This window comes from Bradyrhizobium sp. GW821-FHT13H05 (genome assembly GCF_058804065.1).
In genome coordinates this window covers 543,957-562,490 of record NZ_JBXAPO010000002.1, presented here as the reverse complement: position 1 = coordinate 562,490, position 18,534 = coordinate 543,957, and the positions used below count along the sequence as shown (strand labels likewise).

13 protein-coding genes are annotated in these 18,534 nt (G+C 63.6%); 6 read left to right on the top strand and 7 right to left on the bottom strand.

Annotated features, from left to right (window positions below):
• Nucleotides 1–10: 10 nt before the first annotated feature.
• Nucleotides 11–400 (bottom strand): hypothetical protein, encoded by a 390-nt coding sequence (locus AC1RR3_RS06975; RefSeq protein WP_492820723.1) that lies wholly within the window; start codon nucleotides 398–400, stop codon nucleotides 11–13.
• Between AC1RR3_RS06975 and AC1RR3_RS06970 the strand changes: the two genes are divergently transcribed.
• The gene (locus AC1RR3_RS06970) at nucleotides 399–3,500 is read left to right on the top strand and encodes a DEAD/DEAH box helicase (RefSeq protein ID WP_492820721.1); all 3,102 of its coding nucleotides are present in this window, start codon (nucleotides 399–401) and stop codon (nucleotides 3,498–3,500) included. The genes AC1RR3_RS06975 and AC1RR3_RS06970 overlap by 2 nt on opposite strands.
• A gap of 31 nt (nucleotides 3,501–3,531) precedes the next feature.
• Here the strand turns inward: AC1RR3_RS06970 and AC1RR3_RS06965 are convergent, their stop codons facing one another.
• The 4 genes from AC1RR3_RS06965 to AC1RR3_RS06950 form a co-directional block, all read right to left on the bottom strand.
• Nucleotides 3,532–4,680 (bottom strand): amidohydrolase, encoded by a 1,149-nt coding sequence (locus AC1RR3_RS06965; protein WP_492820720.1) that lies wholly within the window; start codon nucleotides 4,678–4,680, stop codon nucleotides 3,532–3,534.
• A 101-nt stretch (nucleotides 4,681–4,781) separates the two neighbouring features.
• Nucleotides 4,782–5,870 (bottom strand): mandelate racemase/muconate lactonizing enzyme family protein, encoded by a 1,089-nt coding sequence (locus AC1RR3_RS06960; RefSeq protein WP_492820718.1) that lies wholly within the window; start codon nucleotides 5,868–5,870, stop codon nucleotides 4,782–4,784.
• 148 nt (nucleotides 5,871–6,018) lie between these two features.
• A complete protein-coding gene (locus AC1RR3_RS06955) occupies nucleotides 6,019–7,224 on the bottom strand; it encodes a M20/M25/M40 family metallo-hydrolase (protein ID WP_492820716.1) in 1,206 nt (401 codons plus the stop codon).
• A gap of 244 nt (nucleotides 7,225–7,468) precedes the next feature.
• On the bottom strand, nucleotides 7,469–8,182 hold the full coding sequence (locus AC1RR3_RS06950) for a Crp/Fnr family transcriptional regulator (protein ID WP_492820714.1): 714 nt from the start codon (nucleotides 8,180–8,182) through the stop codon (nucleotides 7,469–7,471).
• Between the two features lie 328 nt (nucleotides 8,183–8,510).
• Between AC1RR3_RS06950 and AC1RR3_RS06945 the strand changes: the two genes are divergently transcribed.
• The 3 genes from AC1RR3_RS06945 to AC1RR3_RS06935 all read left to right on the top strand — a co-directional run bounded on the left by AC1RR3_RS06945 (nucleotide 8,511) and on the right by AC1RR3_RS06935 (nucleotide 11,636).
• Entirely contained in the window at nucleotides 8,511–8,924 is a 414-nt protein-coding gene (locus AC1RR3_RS06945; RefSeq protein WP_492820712.1) for a response regulator, read from the top strand.
• A gap of 131 nt (nucleotides 8,925–9,055) precedes the next feature.
• Nucleotides 9,056–11,365 (top strand): PAS domain S-box protein, encoded by a 2,310-nt coding sequence (locus AC1RR3_RS06940; RefSeq protein WP_492820710.1) that lies wholly within the window; start codon nucleotides 9,056–9,058, stop codon nucleotides 11,363–11,365.
• Between the two features lie 127 nt (nucleotides 11,366–11,492).
• Nucleotides 11,493–11,636, top strand: a complete 144-nt coding sequence (locus AC1RR3_RS06935; protein WP_492820708.1) for a hypothetical protein — start codon at nucleotides 11,493–11,495, stop codon at nucleotides 11,634–11,636.
• A gap of 309 nt (nucleotides 11,637–11,945) precedes the next feature.
• On the opposite strand, the gene AC1RR3_RS06930 is transcribed toward AC1RR3_RS06935, so the two are convergent.
• Nucleotides 11,946–13,202, bottom strand: a complete 1,257-nt coding sequence (locus AC1RR3_RS06930; protein WP_492820706.1) for an MFS transporter — start codon at nucleotides 13,200–13,202, stop codon at nucleotides 11,946–11,948.
• Nucleotides 13,203–13,345: 143 nt separating this feature from the next.
• Complete coding sequence (locus AC1RR3_RS06925) at nucleotides 13,346–13,945, bottom strand: hypothetical protein (protein WP_492820704.1); 600 nt, start codon at nucleotides 13,943–13,945, stop codon at nucleotides 13,346–13,348.
• A 49-nt stretch (nucleotides 13,946–13,994) separates the two neighbouring features.
• On the opposite strand from AC1RR3_RS06925, the gene AC1RR3_RS06920 reads away from it, so the two are divergent.
• Together AC1RR3_RS06920 and AC1RR3_RS06915 are read left to right on the top strand one after the other, a co-directional pair.
• Complete coding sequence (locus AC1RR3_RS06920; RefSeq protein WP_492820702.1) at nucleotides 13,995–15,215, top strand: efflux RND transporter periplasmic adaptor subunit; 1,221 nt, start codon at nucleotides 13,995–13,997, stop codon at nucleotides 15,213–15,215.
• A 1-nt stretch (nucleotide 15,216) separates the two neighbouring features.
• On the top strand, nucleotides 15,217–18,399 hold the full coding sequence (locus tag AC1RR3_RS06915; RefSeq protein ID WP_492820700.1) for an efflux RND transporter permease subunit: 3,183 nt from the start codon (nucleotides 15,217–15,219) through the stop codon (nucleotides 18,397–18,399).
• The last annotated feature ends 135 nt before the right edge of the window (nucleotides 18,400–18,534 follow it).

Genomic DNA, 18,534 nt, shown 5'->3' with positions numbered 1-18,534 from the left:
ATCCGGTCTATCACAGTACCGCCTCATCGAAACATGGCGAGAGCACCGTGGTGTCGGGTGGATCCGCGCTGCTGAACGCGTGCGTTCGCACGGCAAATCCCATATGCATGGCGACGGACCGCCGAATCGGGGCGGGCTCGGCTCGCGTGCCATCGATGATTGTTGACGATTTGAGACTGATAAACGTGCGGCATTCCACAAAAAAGCGGCTGGCCAAAAAGTCGGGAGACAAGCTCCCGCGGAGCAAGAACGCGCCCGTCAGGACGTCGCTTAAGAAGACGTCACTGAAGAATATTTCGCCAAAGCAGAGCTCGCGCAAAAACCCGCTGCGCAAGAGCTCGCCAAGGAAGAGCAAGGCGTCGCAGCGCACGACTGTCTCGTCGTCGTCGCCCCTTGGCATGATGGCGCTGCATCTGCTTGCGCAATACAAGCTGTCCGGCCGCAGCGGCCTGGTGTTCCTCGCCGAGAGCGAGAACAGGGCGGAGCGGCTCGGCAGCATCATTCATGGCCTTGAGCCATCCTGCGAGGTCCTGGTGTTTCCGCGCCTGAACACCTTGCCGTTCGATCAGCTGGAACCGTCTCACGAGATCGCAGGCCGCCGCGCGTCCGTCTTGCGGCGTCTGGCGAAATCCAAAAAGCCGATCTTCCTGATCTCGACCGCGGAAGCCGTGATGGAGCGCCTGCCTGTGCCGGCGAGCCTGCTCCGCCTCAACACCAGCCTGAAGGTCGGCGGCACCTTCTCGGAAGCCGAGCTTCGCGGGCGGCTGGAGTCCCTGGGGTATGATCTGGAGGACGAGCCGGATTATCCGGGCGGCGCCCTGTTCCACGGGCAGACCTTCGAGATATTCCCCGCAGGCGCGCTCGGCCCGTTCCGGATCGAGCATTCGGGGCGCACCATCAGCCGGATCGTGGCCTTCGACCCGCAAGAGCACAAGGTCATTTTCGAGACCAGGGAGCTTCTGGTCGACCCCATGTCGGAGCGGCTCGCCATCGCCAGCCGCGGCAAGCGTGCGACGCTGTTCGACTATTGCGGACGCGCCAAATGGATCGCGGATGCGGGCGTTCCGTTGCACGCCGACGCCTGGCTGAGCACGATCGAGGACGCCGGGGCGCGCGCGGACAGGGAGCGCGAATATCTGGCAACGCGCGACTGGAAGCAGGCGACCAGGGGCATGAAGGTGCTGCCGCCGACGGCGCCATTCCAGCCGACGCCCGAATTCTCGAAGCTGACATCGTCGCGCAAGGCTCTGCGTGCCTTCGTCGAGGAGACGTGGCGCGCCGGCTCACGCCTGATCTTCGTCGCCGCGCAGGAGGAGGATCTGCGCGCGATGGAGCGGATGAGCGGCGTGAAGGCGGAGCGCTGCGCGGACTGGAAGGAGGCGGCCGACGCCCGCGGCGAAGCAGCGCTGCTCGCCGACCTCGACGCCGGCTTCGTCATCCCCGGACGCAAGCCCGTCGTCGTCCTGACCGCGTCCGACGTGCTCGGCAGCAGGGCCCATCATGCGCAGCCGATGGCGCGCAGCTTGAGCGCGGCCTTCGATCATGCCGACGTGCCGGAGCAGGGCACGGTGGTCGTTCACCTCCAGCGCGGCCTCGCCGTGCTCGATGGCTTGCAGACCGTGAACACCGGCGGCGGCGCGATGCGCGAGATGGTCAGGCTGGTGTTCGCAGGCAACAACGCCGCGCTGGTGCCGCCGCCTGATCTTGCTGTGATGTGGCCCTATTCGACCGAGCTCGGCAAGCTGGCGCTCGACAAGGCGGATGGCAGCACATGGTGGGCGCGCCGCACCGGGGCGGAGCGGGAGATCCAGCTCGCCGGCAAGGTGCTTGCCAAGCACATCAGCCAGCGCCGGCGGAAGCGGGCTGCGAAGCTGGTGCCGCCGGGGTCGGCCTACGAGAAATTTGTCGCGCGCTTTCCCTATTTCACGACGGTCGACCAGGCCAAGGCGATCAATGACGTCCTCGACGATCTCGCATCCGGCCACCCGATGGACCGGGTGATCTGCGGCGATGTCGGGTTCGGCAAGACCGAGGTAGCGCTGCGCGCGGCCGCCGCCGTGGTGCTGTCCGGAAAGCAGGTCGCGATTGCGGTGCCGACGACGGTGCTGGCACGGCAGCATGTCGCAACCTTCCGCAAGCGTTTTGCCCCGTTCGACATCGAGGTCGGCAACATGTCGCGTGCGACGTCGGCTGCGGAGATGCGCCAGACCAAGGAGGCCTTGCGCAGCGGCCGGATGCAGATCGTGGTCGGTACGCAAGCGCTGGCCTCGAAGGACGTGAAGTTCGATGATCTCGGCCTCGTCATCGTCGACGAGGAACAGCATTTTGGTGCGGCCGAGAAAGCCAAGCTCTCCGGATTGGCCAAGAGCGTCCATACGCTGTGGATGAGCGCCACGCCGATCCCGCGCACGCTTGCCGCAGGTCTTGCCGGTTTCCGCGACCTCAGCATCATCGCCTCGCCGCCGGTGCACCGGCTGCCGGTCGCAACCAAGATCGCGCCCTTGTCGGATGCCGCGATCGCCTCGGCGCTGCTGCGGGAGCAGAGGCGTCACGGCCAGAGTTTTCTGATCTGTCCGCGTATCCAGGATCTGGAGCCGATGCTGGCGCGCGTGCAGGCAGTCGCACCTGATCTGCGCATCGTCTGTCTCCACGGCAAATTGCCGGCCGACGAGATCGACGACCGCATGATGAGCTTCGTCGAGGGCGAGGCCGACGTTCTGCTCGCGACCAACATCGTGGAGAGCGGTCTCGACATCCCGCGCGCGAACACGATCGTGGTCTGCTGGCCGGAGAGATTTGGCCTTGCCCAGCTGCACCAGCTGCGCGGACGGGTTGGCCGCAGCGGCATCCGCGCTTTCGCCTATCTGCTGACCGAGACGGGCTCCGAGCAGTCCGAGAAGCGGCTCGCGGTCCTCGAGGAGTTCAGCCGGCCGGGCGCGGGCTTTGCCATCAGCGAGCGCGACCTTGACTTACGAGGCGCGGGCGATCTGTTCTCGGAGCAGCAATCCGGCCATGTCCAGGTGTTCGGGCCGGTGCTCTACAGCCATCTTCTGAAGATGGCGTCCGAGAAGGTCGATGACGGACGGGTCGAGATGTGGGTGCCCGACCTCAATCTGCCGGTCGCGGACATGCTTCCCGAAACCTATGTGCAGTCCGAGCCCGTCCGGCTGGAGCTCTACGCCCGTGCCGCACGGTGCCGGAGCGAGGACGAGCTCGACGATCTCGAGGAGGAAACCTCCCGCCGGTTCGGGCAATTGCCACCGGGCGCCCGTGACTTCTTCTCTGCGGCGAGGCTCAGGCTCGATTGCAGGCGAAGGGGCATCGTCCGCCTCGACGTCGGGCAAGGCGCGGTGGCCGCGACATTCCTGCCGGGCCGTTTGCGGAAATCCCGCGGGCGATCATTGCAACGCGACGGCGACCGCGTCGTCTATCACAGCCAGATGCGCAAAGCCCCGTTCGACCGGGTCGAGGAATTGTTCGAGGTTCTGGACGAGGCGTGATGGCGGCGGCCGGAGAGCCGGCCGCGCCTTTCTAGTTCGCATTCAGCGCCGTCTTGGCGACCTCGGCCATCCAGGTCGATGCCACGGGCAGGATCGCGTCGTTGAAATCGTAGCGCGGACCGTGCAGCTCGGCGCCGTCGCGCAATTCGCCGTTGCCGATCCAGACGAAGGCACCCGGCCGCCGTGCGAGATAATGGGCAAAATCCTCGCCCGCCATGCTGGGCGCGAGATCGCGGCGCACCGCGGCCTGCACGTTCTCCGCAGCGATGCGCGCAAGGCCCGCTTCAGCCGGTGAGTTCACCACGACGCCGACACCCATGACGATCTCGGGCGTGACCTTGACACCAAAACTCGTCGCCACACCGGCGCAGATCTCGCCGATCCGCGCGAGCAGGATGTCCTTCACCGCCTCGCGATGGTACCGCAGGGTACCGCCGATCGTGACGCGTCCCGCGATCTGGTTGCGCGCCGTGCCGCCTTCGAGCGTGCACAGCGAGAGCACGGCAGTATCGAGCGGATCGACGCTGCGCGACACGATCGATTGCATGGCCACGATGAGGTGGCCTGCCGCCATCACCGGATCGCGCGTCAGGTGCGGCATGCCGGCGTGACCCGCATGGCCCTCGATGGTGATGATGACGCGTCCGCCGGAGGCCATGACGACGCCGTCATGGACCGCGATGGTGCCGGCCTGCAGGCCCGGCCAGTTGTGGAAGCCGAACACCCGGTCCATCGGAAAGCGCTCGAACAGCCCGGCGGCGACCATGGCGCGCGAGCCGCCAAAGCCTTCTTCGGCCGGCTGGAAGATGAAATCGACCGTGCCGCTCCAGCTGGTATCGGCGGCGAGCAGCGCCGCGGCCCCCAGCAGCGAGGCGGTATGCCCGTCATGGCCGCAGGCATGCATCACGCCGGGAGTGGTCGAAGCGTAGGGCAGGCCGGTGTCCTCGGTGATCGGCAGCGCGTCCATGTCGGCGCGCAGGCCGACGCGGCCCTGGGCAGCCCCTCGCGTCAGCGTCGCGACGACGCCGTGGCCGCCGATCTCAGGCACGAAGGGAATGCCAAGCTCGGTGAGCTTGTCCTGCACGAAGGCGGCGGTCGCCTTCTCCTGGAGGGACAGTTCGGGGTGGGCATGCAAATGCCGGCGCCACGCGGTCAGTTTCTGGTGCAGCTCGGGGGTCAAGGCAGGGGATCTCTCGCAAGGTGTCTGCCGGCACCTTAGCGGATTATCCGCGCCCTGCATCCCGCGCCTTGGAATGCCTCGCGTGCAGCAACGCGCGTTGCCTAGGGCGAAAGCTTCGCCAGCCCCTTCCAGTCAAAGCCGATGCCATGGCCCGGCCGCGACGGTGCCAGCGCCTTGCCGTCCTCGAGCAGCAGCGGGTGCTCGATATACTTGTCCAGCCCGAAACCGTGGGCTTCCAGATACGACCGGTTCGGACAGGCCGCGAGCAGATGCACGGTGACGTCGTGCGCGCCATGGCTGGTGACGGGCAGGTTGAAGGCCTCCGCCAGCCGCGCGATCTTCATGAAGGCGGTGACGCCGCCGCAATTGGTGACGTCAGGCTCGGGATAGGACACCGCGCCGGCGACGATGTAGTTCTTGAATTCCCACAGCGAGCGCAAATTCTCACCCGCCGCGATCGGCACGCCGCCGGCCTGCATGATGCGAGCGTGACCCGCAACGTCGTCGGGGATAACAGGCTCTTCCAGCCAGGTGAGGTCGTAGGGCACGAAAGCGCGTGCGGCGCGGATGGCTTCCTCGACCGTCCACTTCATGTTGGCGTCCGCCATCAGCGGAAAGCCGTCGCCGAGATGTTTGCGCATCGCCGCAACGCGCGCGACGTCGGATTTGAGATCGGGCCGGCCGACCTTCATCTTGATGGCGCGAAAGCCCTTTGCGAGATTGCCGTCGGTCTGCGCGAGCAGCGCCTCGACGGAGAGATCGAGGTCGATGCCGCCGGCGTAACACGGTACGTGCGCATCGAAGCCGCCGAGCAGGCGGAACAGCGGCAGCTTGGCGCGCCGCGCCTTGAGGTCCCACAGCGCGATGTCGAGCGCGGACAGCGCCAGCACCGCAGGTCCCCCGCGGCCGCCATAATGCAGGCCCCACCAGACGTGATGCCACACCGCTTCGGTGTCGTCGGCCTCGTGCCCCTCGACCAGCGGCGGGATCTCGCGCTTGAGGATGTCGGCGACGGCTCCGCCATTGCGCCCCACGGTGTAAGTGTAGCCGACGCCTTCGGCGCCATCGGCATCGCGCACCCGGCAGGTGATAAGTTCGAACGCCGCGATCTCGCCATGCGTGGAGTCCGACAGCGTGACGGGCAGGGAGATCCGGTAGAGTCCGGACTCGATTGTCGCGATGCGTGCCATGTCGCCTCCCTGTTTTCTTTTTGTTTCGTAGGGTGGATTAGCGCAGCGTAACCCACCACTTCTGTCGCCCTGAAGATGAAAGAGGTGGGTTACGCCGAGCAGATGCGCTTTGCGCATCTGCAGGGCTAACCCACCCTGCAGGCTTCGCTCACCGCATCGTCGCGAGCTGCACGGCCAGCGCGCAGGCGCGATCATATTCGTCGAGATTGATCCACTCGTCGATCGTGTGCGCCTCGTTCTGGCCGGCGCCGAACGTCACCGTGGGAACGCCGTGGCGGACCATCCAGTTGGCATCGAGCCCGCCATTGGCAGTGCGGACGTTCGGGGTGCCGCCGACCGCCGACACGGCCTCGACCGCGCGCTTGATGACGGGCTGGCTGTCCTTCATGCGGAACGGATAATAGTCGGTCTCGGCCTTGAACTTGACCTTGCCGGACTTGCCTTGCGCGTTCGTCACCTTCTTGGCCGCCTTCTCGAACGCGGCCTTGTAGGCTTTGGTGATCTCCTTGAAGAATTTTCCGTCATGGCTGCGGCATTCGCCGCGCACATGGACGTAGTCGGTGACGACATTGGTGGCATCGCCCGCGGGGCGGCCCTCGCCGCCGGTGACGGGGCCGACATTGCTGGTGCCCATCCGCGCGCTCGCGCCCTTGCCCTTCACCACCTTGCCGAACCAGCCGCCGGCCTTCACGTCCGCCAGCGCCAGCGCCATGATCATGGTCGAGGAGATGCCACGCTCGGGCGCGACGCCCGCATGCGAGGCGCGGCCAAAGATCTCGACGGTCCAGCGATCCGCGCCGACCGCACCGATGACGACGTTGGAGGCCGAGCCGCCGTCATAGTTGAACGCCATCACCGGCGAGCCGAGCTCGTCCAGCTTGACGTGGCGCGCGCCATAGAGCCCGCTCTCCTCGCGCACGCAAAACAGCAGCGTGATCGGCGGATGATCGAGCTTCTGCTTTTCGAGCTCGGCCGCCAGCGTCACCAGCACGCCGCAGCCGCAGCGATTGTCGCCGCCGAGCGCGGTCCTGGCCTCGTTGACGATCTTGCGGCCGGATTTCTTCGGCTTGGCGCCGGCGCAGAGCGGCACGGTGTCCATGTGGGTCATGAACATGATCCGCGGCTGGTTATGCAGCGCGCCGCGGCCGGGCAGGTCGACGATGAGGTTGCCGGTCTCGGTCGGCACCGGAATGCGCGTGTTGGCATCGTCGAGCCGGATCGCCTTCGCCGGCACGCCGACCTCTTTCAGCGTGGCGGTAAGCTCACGCCCGATCGCCGCCTCCTGTCCGGTGACGCCCTCGATGGCGAGGAAGCGCATGAGGCGATCGGTAGCGGCTTTGGTGTCGACAGGCATGAGGTCTTTCCTTTGGATGCTGACCGCCTAGCATCCTTTGGAGCAGCCTGTTTCGCAAGTCGGCTCAACGCATGAACGAGGGCGGTGCGTTGCTGCCCGTGCATGGTGCCAGAACCGTCCTCATTGCCGTCCAAGGCTGGCGGGAGCATCCAAATATCTGGTGAGTGGAGCCAAGTACCCATCAGTTTGTTGACGACATGATGGGTTTCGCGAACAGCTGAACCGACCTGCGATGATACGGTCTTCAAGCGAGCGGAACGCGTTTCAGTTGGCTGAGCTCATTTTGCACCGTGGCATAACACTCGCAAGCTATGGCCTTCAGCCTTGCGGCATCCGCGATCAGGATATGACCGCGGTTGAAGTGTATCGCGCCCCTTCTCTGAAGCTCCGCGGCCACGTACGAGACAGCATTTCGTCTCACGCCAAGCATTTGTCCGAGAAACTCTTGGGTAAAATCCAGCTCGTCGATTCCGCTGGCGTCTCTGGCGCGCAGCAGCCACCGCGCGAGCCGGGCCATGGCGGGATGGGACGCAATGCATCCGGCAGACTGCTGTGCCTGCACGAATATTGCCTGCTCATGTCTCATGAGGATTTCACGCAACGAGGTGCTTTGGTCCGCGGCCTCCTTCAACCGTCGTACCGGCAGCGCGGAGCAGGCGCCGGGTAATTGTACGACAGCGGTGGTCAGCGCCGTCGGGCCAACGAGCGCGGCTGACGCGCCAAACACGCTATCCTTGCCGATCATCGCGACCTCGGTGGCTTCTCCGCCGGTCAGTCGAACGATCAGCGAAATGATTCCGCTATGGGGAAAATAGGCGTCGACCAGCTCGTCTCCGGCGGCCACAAGCTCGGCTGATCGAACGAGCTGGATGGTTCTGAGATGGCCGCCGACCAGATCAAAATTGGCCTGGCTCAAACGGGCCAGCAATCGATTTGGCGAACGTTGCTGCAAATCCATCGCGACCTCCGGCCTTAAGGCGGGAGCGCAACTCGTCTCTCTGTTGTCGATGCCCTGTATTTTCGGTCAACAATGTACGCAACATGGGTGCCGGTCCTCGGGGTCGCAAGCCCCGATGTCGCACGGCTGCTTTCGATACAGCGTCCTATGCACCCTTACGTGCAGACAGACATGTTCCTGGCCCTAAGCAGGGCGGTTGGTTGTGCTGGCGGTTCCATGCACGGTCTAGTGCAGACGCAAAATTGCCTTTGTCTCAGTCTGGTCAAAGTGATTCGTGGTGCAAAGGCCTCAGTAATGCCCGCCGGATACTAACGACAGGGAAATATCGATGTCACGCATTCTCGTGGTGGACGACGACTGGCTGGTGTGTTCGGCGATCAAGGCCGTGCTTGAAACAGCAGGCCATAAGGTCGTGATCGCCGATGGCGCCGCGGCGGGACTGAAGGCGCTCGAGGACGTCAGCTTCAGTCTGATGATTGTCGATATTTTCATGCCGCACATGCGCGGTCTTGAATCCATAAGCCTATTTCACAAGAGCGCCCCGCGCCTCCCGCTCGTCGCGATATCCGGCTACAAATTTGCCGAGCCGCGAACGCAGGCGCCGGATTTCCTGAATATGGCCCTCAAGCTCGGCGCATCTCACTGCCTGAAGAAACCTTTCACCACCAGCGCGCTGCTGTACATTGTCGGCGAGTGCCTGAAGACGAATACCGTGCCTGAACTCTTGGCTCCGGCAATCTGAGATGCGCAAAGCCCGTCATGCGCGCCAGAACGGAGATGTCGGGAGCATCATTGCTCTGATCGCCGGAGCCGGCTGTTGCCCCGCTCGCATCGTCAGGAGCGAAAGGACACAAATGCAGTCCGAAGGAATTCATGCGCATTCTCGTTATTGACGACGAGTTGGCTGTTCGTGCCACCATTTCGATGGCTCTGCGCTTCAAGGGATTTGAGGCGGTTGCAGTTGAAAGTCTGGCTGCGGGTCTTCGCGAACTTAACAGTTCGAACTTCGATCTGACGATTGTCGACCTGTTCTTGCAGGGCGTCATGACCGGCGTCACTGCAATACGCGCGTTGCGCGAATGCGCGCCGATCATGTCAATCATCGCGATATCGGGAGTGACGGCGCTGGAGTGCGACATGCATCCCGAACTGAACGATGTAAAATTTCTGGCGAAACCGTTCCGTCCGGACGAATTGACGCATGCAATTGATGAAGTTGTTCGCGCCCGCCCGAGTGTTGCCTCGGAGCGTGGTCCATCGGAAGAAAGTCGCGATCAGCTTTTCGCCGCAGCAGTCGAGTCTTCGGATGATGCGATCATTACCAAGAGTCTTGATGGGATCATCACCGGATGGAATCATGCTGCACAGATCTTGTTCGGGTTTGCCCCGCTGGAAGCCATTGGCCAGAGCATCGACATCATCGTGCCGGAGGAGTTGCGCCCGGAAGTTCGAGCCATACTGGAAAAGATCAGGAACGGCGATAAAGTCAGTCATCACGATACGGTCCGGATAACAAAGGACGGGCGACGGATCGGCGTCTCTCTCAGCGTTTCGGCCGTGAAATCCCGTTCAGGCGCCATCATCGGAGCCGCCAAGGTCGCCCGCGACAACACGGCGAAATTGCGCGAACACAAGGCCCTGCTTGAGAGTGAGCAGTTGGCGCAAGCCATCATCGAATCATCACTCGATGCGTTCGTCCAGTTCGACCAGACCGGCACGATCCTGCGCTGGAGTCCGAACGCCGAGGCCATGTTGGGCTGGTCTCGGGGCGAAGCGGTCGGTCGCACTCTGCGCGATCTGATCATCCCGGAGCAACGGCGAGCTGCGAGCCTGCAAGGATTGACGACGTTTCTTCAGGATTTCGAAAAGGGGCTGCCTGGCTGGCGCTACGAGGCTCAATCGTTGCGGCGTGACGGTACCGAAATCCTGACGGAGTTTTCGTTGACCGCGCTTCGTCGTGATCAGGACTACATCATCAATGGGTTCTTGAGAGATATCACCGAAAGCCGCGCCGCGCAGGCGCAACTCACACAGGCCCAGAAGATGGATTCGGTCGGCCAGTTGACCGGCGGTATCGCCCACGACTTCAACAATATGCTGACGATCATCACCGGGACCATCGAAATATTGGCCACGGGGGTCGCAGATCGTCCCGAGCTTGCGGGGATCGCGCAACTGATTAGCGATGCCGCGGACCGCGGAGCGGAGCTGACCTCGCGGCTGCTGGCTTTTTCCCGTCAGCAGCCGCTGCAACCGCGTGCGGTGGACGTCAACGAGCTGGTGGCGGAAGTTGCGAGGCTTTTGCACCCGACTTTGGGCGAGGATATCGACATCAGCGTAACCTCGACGGTGGAGGCGTGCGCGGCGCTGGTCGATCCAAACCAACTCAGTGCTGCCATTGTGAATCTTGCCATCAATGGCCGCGATGCCATGCCGCACGGCGGCAAACTTGAGATCCAGACCAGCTGCATCGAATTTGACCCTGGCGATGTCAAGTCGGACGACGACGTACCACCGGGCAGTTACGTGCTGATCGCCGTGAGCGATACCGGCACCGGTATTCCGGCGGCGCTCCTGAGCAGGGTGTTCGAGCCGTTTTTCACGACGAAGGAAGCCGGAGCGGGAACGGGCTTGGGATTGAGCATGGTTTACGGCTTCGTGAAGCAATCCGGTGGCCAAATCCGGATCTATAGCGAGGAAGGCAGCGGCACCACATTCAAGATTTTTCTGCCGAGGGCAAACCGGACGGCGGATCGAACCTCGGAGCGGCTGCATGAGTCATTCGAGGGCGGCACCGAAACGATCCTCGTCGTGGAGGACAATGTCGCCGTCCGGACGTCGGTGATCTCCCAACTTCAACTGCTCGGTTACGACACCCTGGTCGCTGCCAATGCGACGGAGGCCCTGGCAATCGTGGACGGGGGCGCGGCCTTCGATCTCTTGTTCACGGACGTGATCATGCCCGGGCCAATGAACGGAACCCAATTGGCTCTGGAGGTCGCCGGGCGCCGGCCGATGGTCAAGGTGCTGTTCACATCGGGCTATCCGCAAAACGCGTTGAGCCATCAGGGCCGGATTGACCCGGGCGTGTTGCTGCTCTCCAAGCCCTATCGGCGGGCAGACCTGGCCCGAATGCTTCGTTTGGCGATGGAGAGCAAAACCGGATTGGGCGCCGTTGGATGAACTGGTCGGATCGGTCTTGCAACTGCCCCTTCAATGCGGGTCTCCGTACAGACACCGGTGTCGTTCGGAGTCCACGATGATCGATCGGTGTGAGAGAGCGCAGTGGCCGTGCCTGATGGAGGGTGCAGTGGATGATTACGTTCACCGGGAAAACATTGCACTGTTCCGGAAGAAGCTCGCGGAGCCGCACAACGATCAGGAGCGGGAGGTACTCTTGAAGCTGCTGGCCGAGGAGGAGGCGAAATTGTTGCGATCGCGACCCAAGCGATGAATCGCCGGGGCGTCGAATTCACGCTCGTGCAGATTGAGCCGCGCGTTTGGCAATGGCGGTTCCAGATCGGTGCGACGGTCTCGACCGGCAAAACCCAAACGAGTCTCATGGGCCTGGCTGCCCGCAGAGTTGAAGACCGGATTGATCGCGAGCTCAGAAAGCCCCACAACTCCACGCATTCATAGGCGGTGACGGCTGACGCGGTTTCATCGGCGGTACGGCTTCGGTCGCAGGAACCCATCGTCGCCAGGGAGCGTTGGTCTGTCATGATTCAGGCGCGACATACGCGTTGATGGATTTCGCTTCGCTCTACCCATCCTGTGAACTTGGTGTCGTATAAGTCAAAAAGATCAGCACGCCGACGATGAGCGCCGTCGCCATGAACAGCAGCACCGCCGGCAGGCCCGCAAAGGCCGCTACCGCGCCGGTGACGGATTGCATCAAGGCCGTGCCGAGAAAGAAGGCCAGATTCACCGCCGCGAGCGCCTTGCCCGCGACCTGCGCGTCGACGAGCTGCCTGGACATGCCGAACAGCAGCGGCTGCGCCGAGGTGAAGAGGCCGATCAGCACGAACAGTGCCAGATCATAGTTCGGCGGCATGACCGATACGCCGAACAGCCATGCGACGGCGAGGTGCGGCGCGCCCAGTGCCATCAGCGTGATCAGCAGCGCGGCGAAGGCGTGCGTGCTCGCCACCAGTGCGCGGCGGCGGCCGAGCCTGCGATCGATCATGCCGACCAGCAGGGGACCTGCGATCATCGCCAGCGTGAATGCGCCGAGCTGGTTGCCGGCCTCGACCCGTGTCAGTCCCTTGACCTGCATCAGCCACGGCCCGCCCCACAGGCCACGCAGCACCAGCGAGCTTGCCAGCGACACCAGCGCCAGCGCGATCAAGCCGCGCAAGGGACGCGACAGGCCGAGCCTGAGCACCTCGATCATCTGCGACACGGGGGAGGATTCGTCCTTGTGCTCGGCCGGCTGGTTCGGCACCAGCACGAACACCGCGAGCGCCACCACGATGCCGCCGACCGCGGAGATCCAGAACCCGGCGCGCCAGCCGTAAGTGTCGATCACGTAGGCAAGCGGGCTCGACGACAACAGCATGCCGATATTGCCGATCGAAAGGATCGCGCCCGACCACAGCCCAAACCGCGCCGCCGACAATTGCTTGGCCGCCAGCGTCATCGGACACATCAGCATGCCGGAGGTTGCGACGCCGAGCATGAACTGGCCGAACGCAAAACTCTCGGGTCCCGTTGCAAAGCCCGATGCCACCGCGCCGAACACGGTTCCCGCCAGCAGAGCGAGCGACACCGGTCGCACGCCAAACCGGTCCATCGCAGCGCCCACCGGAATCTGCGACGCCGCGAAGGCAAAATGATAGATCGAGGTCAGGCTCGCCAGCGCCTGCGGCTCGATGTGGAAGTCCGCCGCCATCAGGTCGAGGCTGATCGCGGGGATCGTGCGCAGCAAGGTCGAGAGCATGTGCCCGCAGGCCAATGCGACCAGCGCAAGGATCAGCGCGGGGGTGGCATCGCCCGCGTCGTCAGTGGTGGCGGTGGTCATGAGCGTCCCGTCCCGGCAAGCATTTTGGCCGGGTTACACGATTGGGGGAAGGATGCCAATGGCGGGAGGGCGGATCCGGTGCTCGATGGTCGCGTTGTCAGGAGCTTCGTTGCTCGCGCCCGCCGGTCGATGGCGAGCGCTGCTTAGTTCCTGCACTCCGAATTTTGGAAGCACAGATTCGATTGCTCGAGTTTGGAAAAGTCCTCCGTTGCGATGAATACGAGAAGCCCGAGCAGAACCATTGCTGCGATGTTCGAACGCATGCTGGCGTCGTTCTCGACCGCGTGGCGATCTCGTTCGAACTTCGAGAGGTCAAGCATCCGCAGGATGTTGTCGGAGCGCGCATCATCGACCGGATCTCCCTCGTCTCCTGATCGCGTTCGAAACGGTATGACATTTCCCCGGTGGTTCGGTTGATCGGCCTTCATCTCGCGCCTCGTCCCATCAAGCAGCGCTGTTGGATTTTGATGATAAGGCCCGACTTGTGATGAGCGTTCGTTAAATTCCTGATCGCCGGCGCAATTCAGCGTGAAGCCGCGGCGATCCTTAACGCCTGTCCATATCGTTTCCGTCTGTTTCTCCGCTTCGCGTTGATCGTTTTCGATCTGTCGGCTGCGTCTGCGCGATTGCGTTTCGCGACGCGCGAACATGACGAATTGTACAGAAAGTTGCACGCAATCGTTATTTTGACGCCGCGAACCTGTCCGCGATACTTCAACTCCAACCCGTGCGTTGACCTGCAAGCAGCAGAGTCACCTGAAGGCAGGCGCAAGCAACGAGATGGCGATGGACATGACGAGGCGACCGAGACTCAGCGTTGCGCTGTTTGGAATCCTTGCAACAGCCGCATTGGCCTGCGGCCTGTGGTATGAATTCCTCGGGAGCGTCAAGCCGGCCGCAGCGGCCGCGCAAAGCGCTTCCAATCAGGCTGCGGCGAAGATTCCCGTGACCTCGTTCGTGGTGAAGAAGGCCGACTTTCCCGTGCACACCTACGGTCTCGGAGCCGTCTCGCCGTTCAAGACGGTCACGGTCAGGAGCCGCGTCGACGGTCAGATCACCAAGGTGTTCTTCAAGCAGGGGCAGATGGTGAAGGAGGGCGATCCGCTTCTGGAGATCGATCAACGCCCGTTTACCGCGGCTCTGGAGCAGGCGGTGGCGAAGAAGGCGCAGGACGAGGCCAGCCTGAAGAACGCCCAGTTGAACCTGCAGCGTTTCCTGACGCTTGCGAAACAGCAATTCGAGACCCAGCAGAATCTCGATACCCAGCAGGCGCTGGTCGATCAACTCACCGCGCAGGTGAAGGGTGATCAGGCCGCCATCGACAATGCGCAGACCAATCTCGGCTACACCTCGATCAAGGCGCCGATCAGCGGACGAACGGGTTTCCGGCTGGTCGACCCCGGCAACATCGTGCACGCCGCGGATACCTCGGGGATCGTTACCATCGCCCAGCTGCAGCCGATCGCGGTGCAGTTCACCGAGCCGGAAGAGCAATTGCAGGCCATCGCCAGGGCCTTTGACGCCGGCGAGGTGCCCGTCGAGGCGCTGACCTCCGATGGAACCACGACGCTGTCGCAAGGCAGGCTCGCGATCATCGACAATTCGGTGAGCCAGGCCACCGGGACCATCAGCCTGAAGGCGCGCTTCGACAACAAGGACAATGCGCTGTGGCCGGGCCTGTCGGTCACCACGCGGATGCTGGTCGACACGCGCAAGCAGGTCATCGTCGTGCCGCAGGATGGCGTGCAGCACGGGCCGGCGGGATTGTTCGCCTATGTGATCGGCGACAATGGCAAGGTCAGCGCCCGGCCGATCAAGGTCAGCCAGAGCGGAGATGCAAATGCCGTGGTCTCCGAAGGCCTGAACGTCGGCGACAGGATCGTGGTGGCCGGGCAGTCGCGCCTGTTCGATGGCGCGCTGGTCGACGACAAGCCGCCGGGCACGCCGACGGCGGATGCGAGCGAAGGCGCTGCTCAAGGCAAAGCCGAACTCAAGACCGGATCGGCTGACTGACATGGCTGGCGGCATCTCGGCTCCCTTCATTCGTCTGCCCATCGCGACGTCGCTGCTGATGGTCGGCATCGTCTTCGTCGGGATCATCGCCTATCCGCAATTGCCGGTGGCGCCGCTGCCGGAGGTGGACTTCCCTACGATCCAGGTCTCTGCCAATCTTCCGGGTGCGGATCCTGAAACGATGGCGTCCTCGGTGGCGCAGCCGCTCGAATCGCAATTCGCGCTGATCCCCGGCGTCTCCGAGATGACGTCGCAGAGCCAGACCAGCTCGACCCAGATCGTTCTTCAGTTCGACCTGTCGCGCAACATCGACGGCGCCGGGTCCGACGTGCTCGCCGCCATCAACGCCGCGAGCGGGCAATTGCCCAAGAACATGCCGACCCCGCCGACCTACAGGAAGGTCAATCCGGCCGACTCGCCCATTCTCACGCTCGGCGCGACCTCGACGACGCTGCCGATGACGCAGGTGTCCGACGAGACCTACACCAAGCTCGCGCAGGCGATCAGCCATATCCGCGGCGTCGGCCAGGTCAGCGTCGGCGGGCAGCAGGCGCCGTCGATCCGCGTCCAGATCGATCCCGCCAAGCTCGTCGCCAAGGGCCTGTCGCTGGAGGACGTGCGGACCCCGCTCTCGGTGATCTCGGTCAACAATCCCAAGGGAACGCTCAACGGCGACACCCGCACCTACACCGTCTACGCCAACGACCAGTTCACCAAGGCCGAGGCCTGGAACGACATCGTCATCGCCTATCGGAACGGCAGTCCCGTCAAGGTCGGCGACATCGGCCATGCCGTCAGCGCGCCGCTGGACAATACCCAATACGGCTGGGTCGACGGCAAGCCCGGCGTGTTCCTGGTCATCTTCAAGCAGCCCGGCGCCAACGTCATCGACACCGTCGACAGCGTCATGAAGCAGCTGCCGCATCTGCAGGCGGGCATCTCGCCGGCAATCAAGGTCTCGGTGCTGTCGGACCGCACGCAGACGATCCGAGCGGCCGTGAAGGACGTGCAGTTCACGCTGCTGCTGACGATCGGCCTCGTCGTGATGGTGATCTTCGTCTTCCTGCGCAGCGTCTGGGCCACCATCATCCCGTCGATCACGGTGCCGCTCGCGCTGCTGGGCGCCTGCGCGCTGATGTGGATGGCCGGCTACAGTCTCGACAATCTGTCGCTGATGGCCCTCACCATCGCGGTCGGCTTCGTGGTCGACGACGCCATCGTGATGCTCGAGAACATCACCCGCTACATCGAGGAGGGCGAGACGCCGATGGCCGCCGCGGTCAAGGGCGCGAGCGAGATCGGGTTCACGATCATCTCGATCTCGGTTTCGCTGATCGCGGTGCTGATTCCGCTCTTGCTGATGAGCGGCATCATCGGCCGCCTGTTCCGGGAATTTTCGGTGACGCTGGCGATGACGATCGTCGTTTCGGCCTTCGTGTCGCTGACGTTGACGCCGATGATGGCCTCGCGCTTCCTCAAATCGCACGACGAGGAGCATCACGGCAGGCTCTATATGCTCAGCGAGCGGATGTTCCAGGGTCTCGTGGATGGCTACGCGCGCGGCCTCGACCTCGTGCTGCGCTTTCGCTTCGCCACCCTGATGGTGTTCTTTGCGACCATCGCACTGACGGTCTATCTGTTCGTGATCATCCCCAAAGGATTTTTTCCGCAGCAGGATACGGGACTGATCACCGGCATCGTCGAGACCTCGCAGGACGTGTCGATCGCCGACATGGCCAGGCACATGCAGGCGATCGGCGCGATCGTGCAGAAGGATCCTGCGATCGACCACATGGCGATGCGGATGGGCGGCAGCGGCAACACGCTCAATGACGGTACGATGTATATCACGCTGAAGCCGCGCGACGAGCGCACCGACTCGGCCGACCAGGTCATCCGCCGCCTGCAGGTCCAGACGGCAAAGGTTCAGGGCGCGCGTCTCTACCTCCAATCGGCGCAGGACGTCCGCGTCGGCGGCCGGGCGTCGCGGACGCAATTTCAGTTCACGCTGCAGTCGACCGACATGGACCAGCTCAACACCTGGGCCCCGAAGCTGCTCGCGAAGATGAAGCAGATGCCGGAACTGCGCGACGTCGCGTCCGACCAGCAGACGTCGGGCACCACGCTGACGCTGTCGATCGACCGCAACCAGGCCGCGCGTTTCGGGATCACGCCCGACGTGATCGACGCGACCTTGTATGACGCCTTCGGGCAGCGGGAGATCGCGACCTACTTCACCCAATTGTCCACCTACTATGTCGTCCTCGAGGTGCTGCCCTCGCTGCAGAAGAATCCGTCCACGCTGGAGCAGATCTACCTGCGTTCGCCGACGACGGGAGGCGAGGTGCCGCTGTCGGCGTTCATCAAGTGGACCACCGCGCCGGTGCGCCCGCTGGCCATCAATCACCAGGGCCAGTTCCCGGCGGTGACGATCTCCTTCAACCTCGCGCCCAACGTCGCGCTCGGCCAGGCGACGCAGGCGGTCGACGCGATGGAGCGGCAGATGAACGTGCCGGCCGCCATCACCTCCACGTTCGCGGGAACGGCGAAGGCGTTCCAGGAATCGCTCTCCTCCGTGCCCCTGCTGATCGTGGCGGCGCTGATCGTGGTCTATCTCATTCTCGGCGTGCTCTATGAGAGCTACATCCATCCCCTGACGATCCTGTCGACCTTGCCGTCGGCCGGTGTCGGCGCGCTGGCGACGCTTCTCATCTTCCACTTCGACTTCAGCCTGATCGGATTGATCGGCCTCGTCCTGCTGATCGGCATCGTCAAGAAAAACGGCATCATGCTGGTCGACTTTGCGATCGTGGCGGAGCGGGACCAGGGCCTGTCGCCAGTCGAGGCCATTCGCCGGGCCTGCCTGCTGCGCTTCCGTCCCATATTGATGACCACGATGGCGGCCGTGCTGGGCGGCGTGCCGCTGATGCTGGGCCACGGCACCGGCTCGGAGCTCCGTCAACCGCTCGGCTACGCCATGGTCGGCGGTCTCCTGGTCAGCCAGGTCCTGACGCTCTTCACCACGCCGGTCGTCTATCTTTATCTCGACCGCGTCTCGCAGTGGATCAGTCCGACGCGACACGTCGGACAAGATCATCAGGATGAGGACGTTGCCGGCGACGACGATCGGGACGTCGTCGAAAAGATCGCTCCGAAGAAGTCCAGGGTTCTTGCAGCGCAGTGACCGATTGACGTCGGCGCTGGCGGCGCATCGCTCCCCGCGACACAGGCCGTATTTCGAAAAAGCATGGAAATCTTTCCCGGCGGTGCCGCTGCTCGCCGTGAACAGGCGCGAACACCGGCGGCGCATCCGTAGTCC

Excerpts from the sequence above, each read along its gene's own strand:
- AC1RR3_RS06920 (WP_492820702.1), top strand. The coding sequence starts at position 13,995 with ATGACGAGGCGACCGAGACTCAGCGTTGCGCTGTTTGGAATCCTTGCA.
- AC1RR3_RS06915 (WP_492820700.1), top strand. The coding sequence starts at position 15,217 with ATGGCTGGCGGCATCTCGGCTCCCTTCATTCGTCTGCCCATCGCGACG.
- AC1RR3_RS06955 (WP_492820716.1), bottom strand. The coding sequence starts at position 7,224 with ATGCCTGTCGACACCAAAGCCGCTACCGATCGCCTCATGCGCTTCCTC.
- AC1RR3_RS06950 (WP_492820714.1), bottom strand. The coding sequence starts at position 8,182 with ATGGATTTGCAGCAACGTTCGCCAAATCGATTGCTGGCCCGTTTGAGC.
- AC1RR3_RS06945 (WP_492820712.1), top strand. The coding sequence starts at position 8,511 with ATGTCACGCATTCTCGTGGTGGACGACGACTGGCTGGTGTGTTCGGCG.
- AC1RR3_RS06940 (WP_492820710.1), top strand. The coding sequence starts at position 9,056 with ATGCGCATTCTCGTTATTGACGACGAGTTGGCTGTTCGTGCCACCATT.
- AC1RR3_RS06960 (WP_492820718.1), bottom strand. The coding sequence starts at position 5,870 with ATGGCACGCATCGCGACAATCGAGTCCGGACTCTACCGGATCTCCCTG.
- AC1RR3_RS06975 (WP_492820723.1), bottom strand. The coding sequence starts at position 400 with ATGCCAAGGGGCGACGACGACGAGACAGTCGTGCGCTGCGACGCCTTG.
- AC1RR3_RS06930 (WP_492820706.1), bottom strand. The coding sequence starts at position 13,202 with ATGACCACCGCCACCACTGACGACGCGGGCGATGCCACCCCCGCGCTG.
- AC1RR3_RS06970 (WP_492820721.1), top strand. The coding sequence starts at position 399 with ATGATGGCGCTGCATCTGCTTGCGCAATACAAGCTGTCCGGCCGCAGC.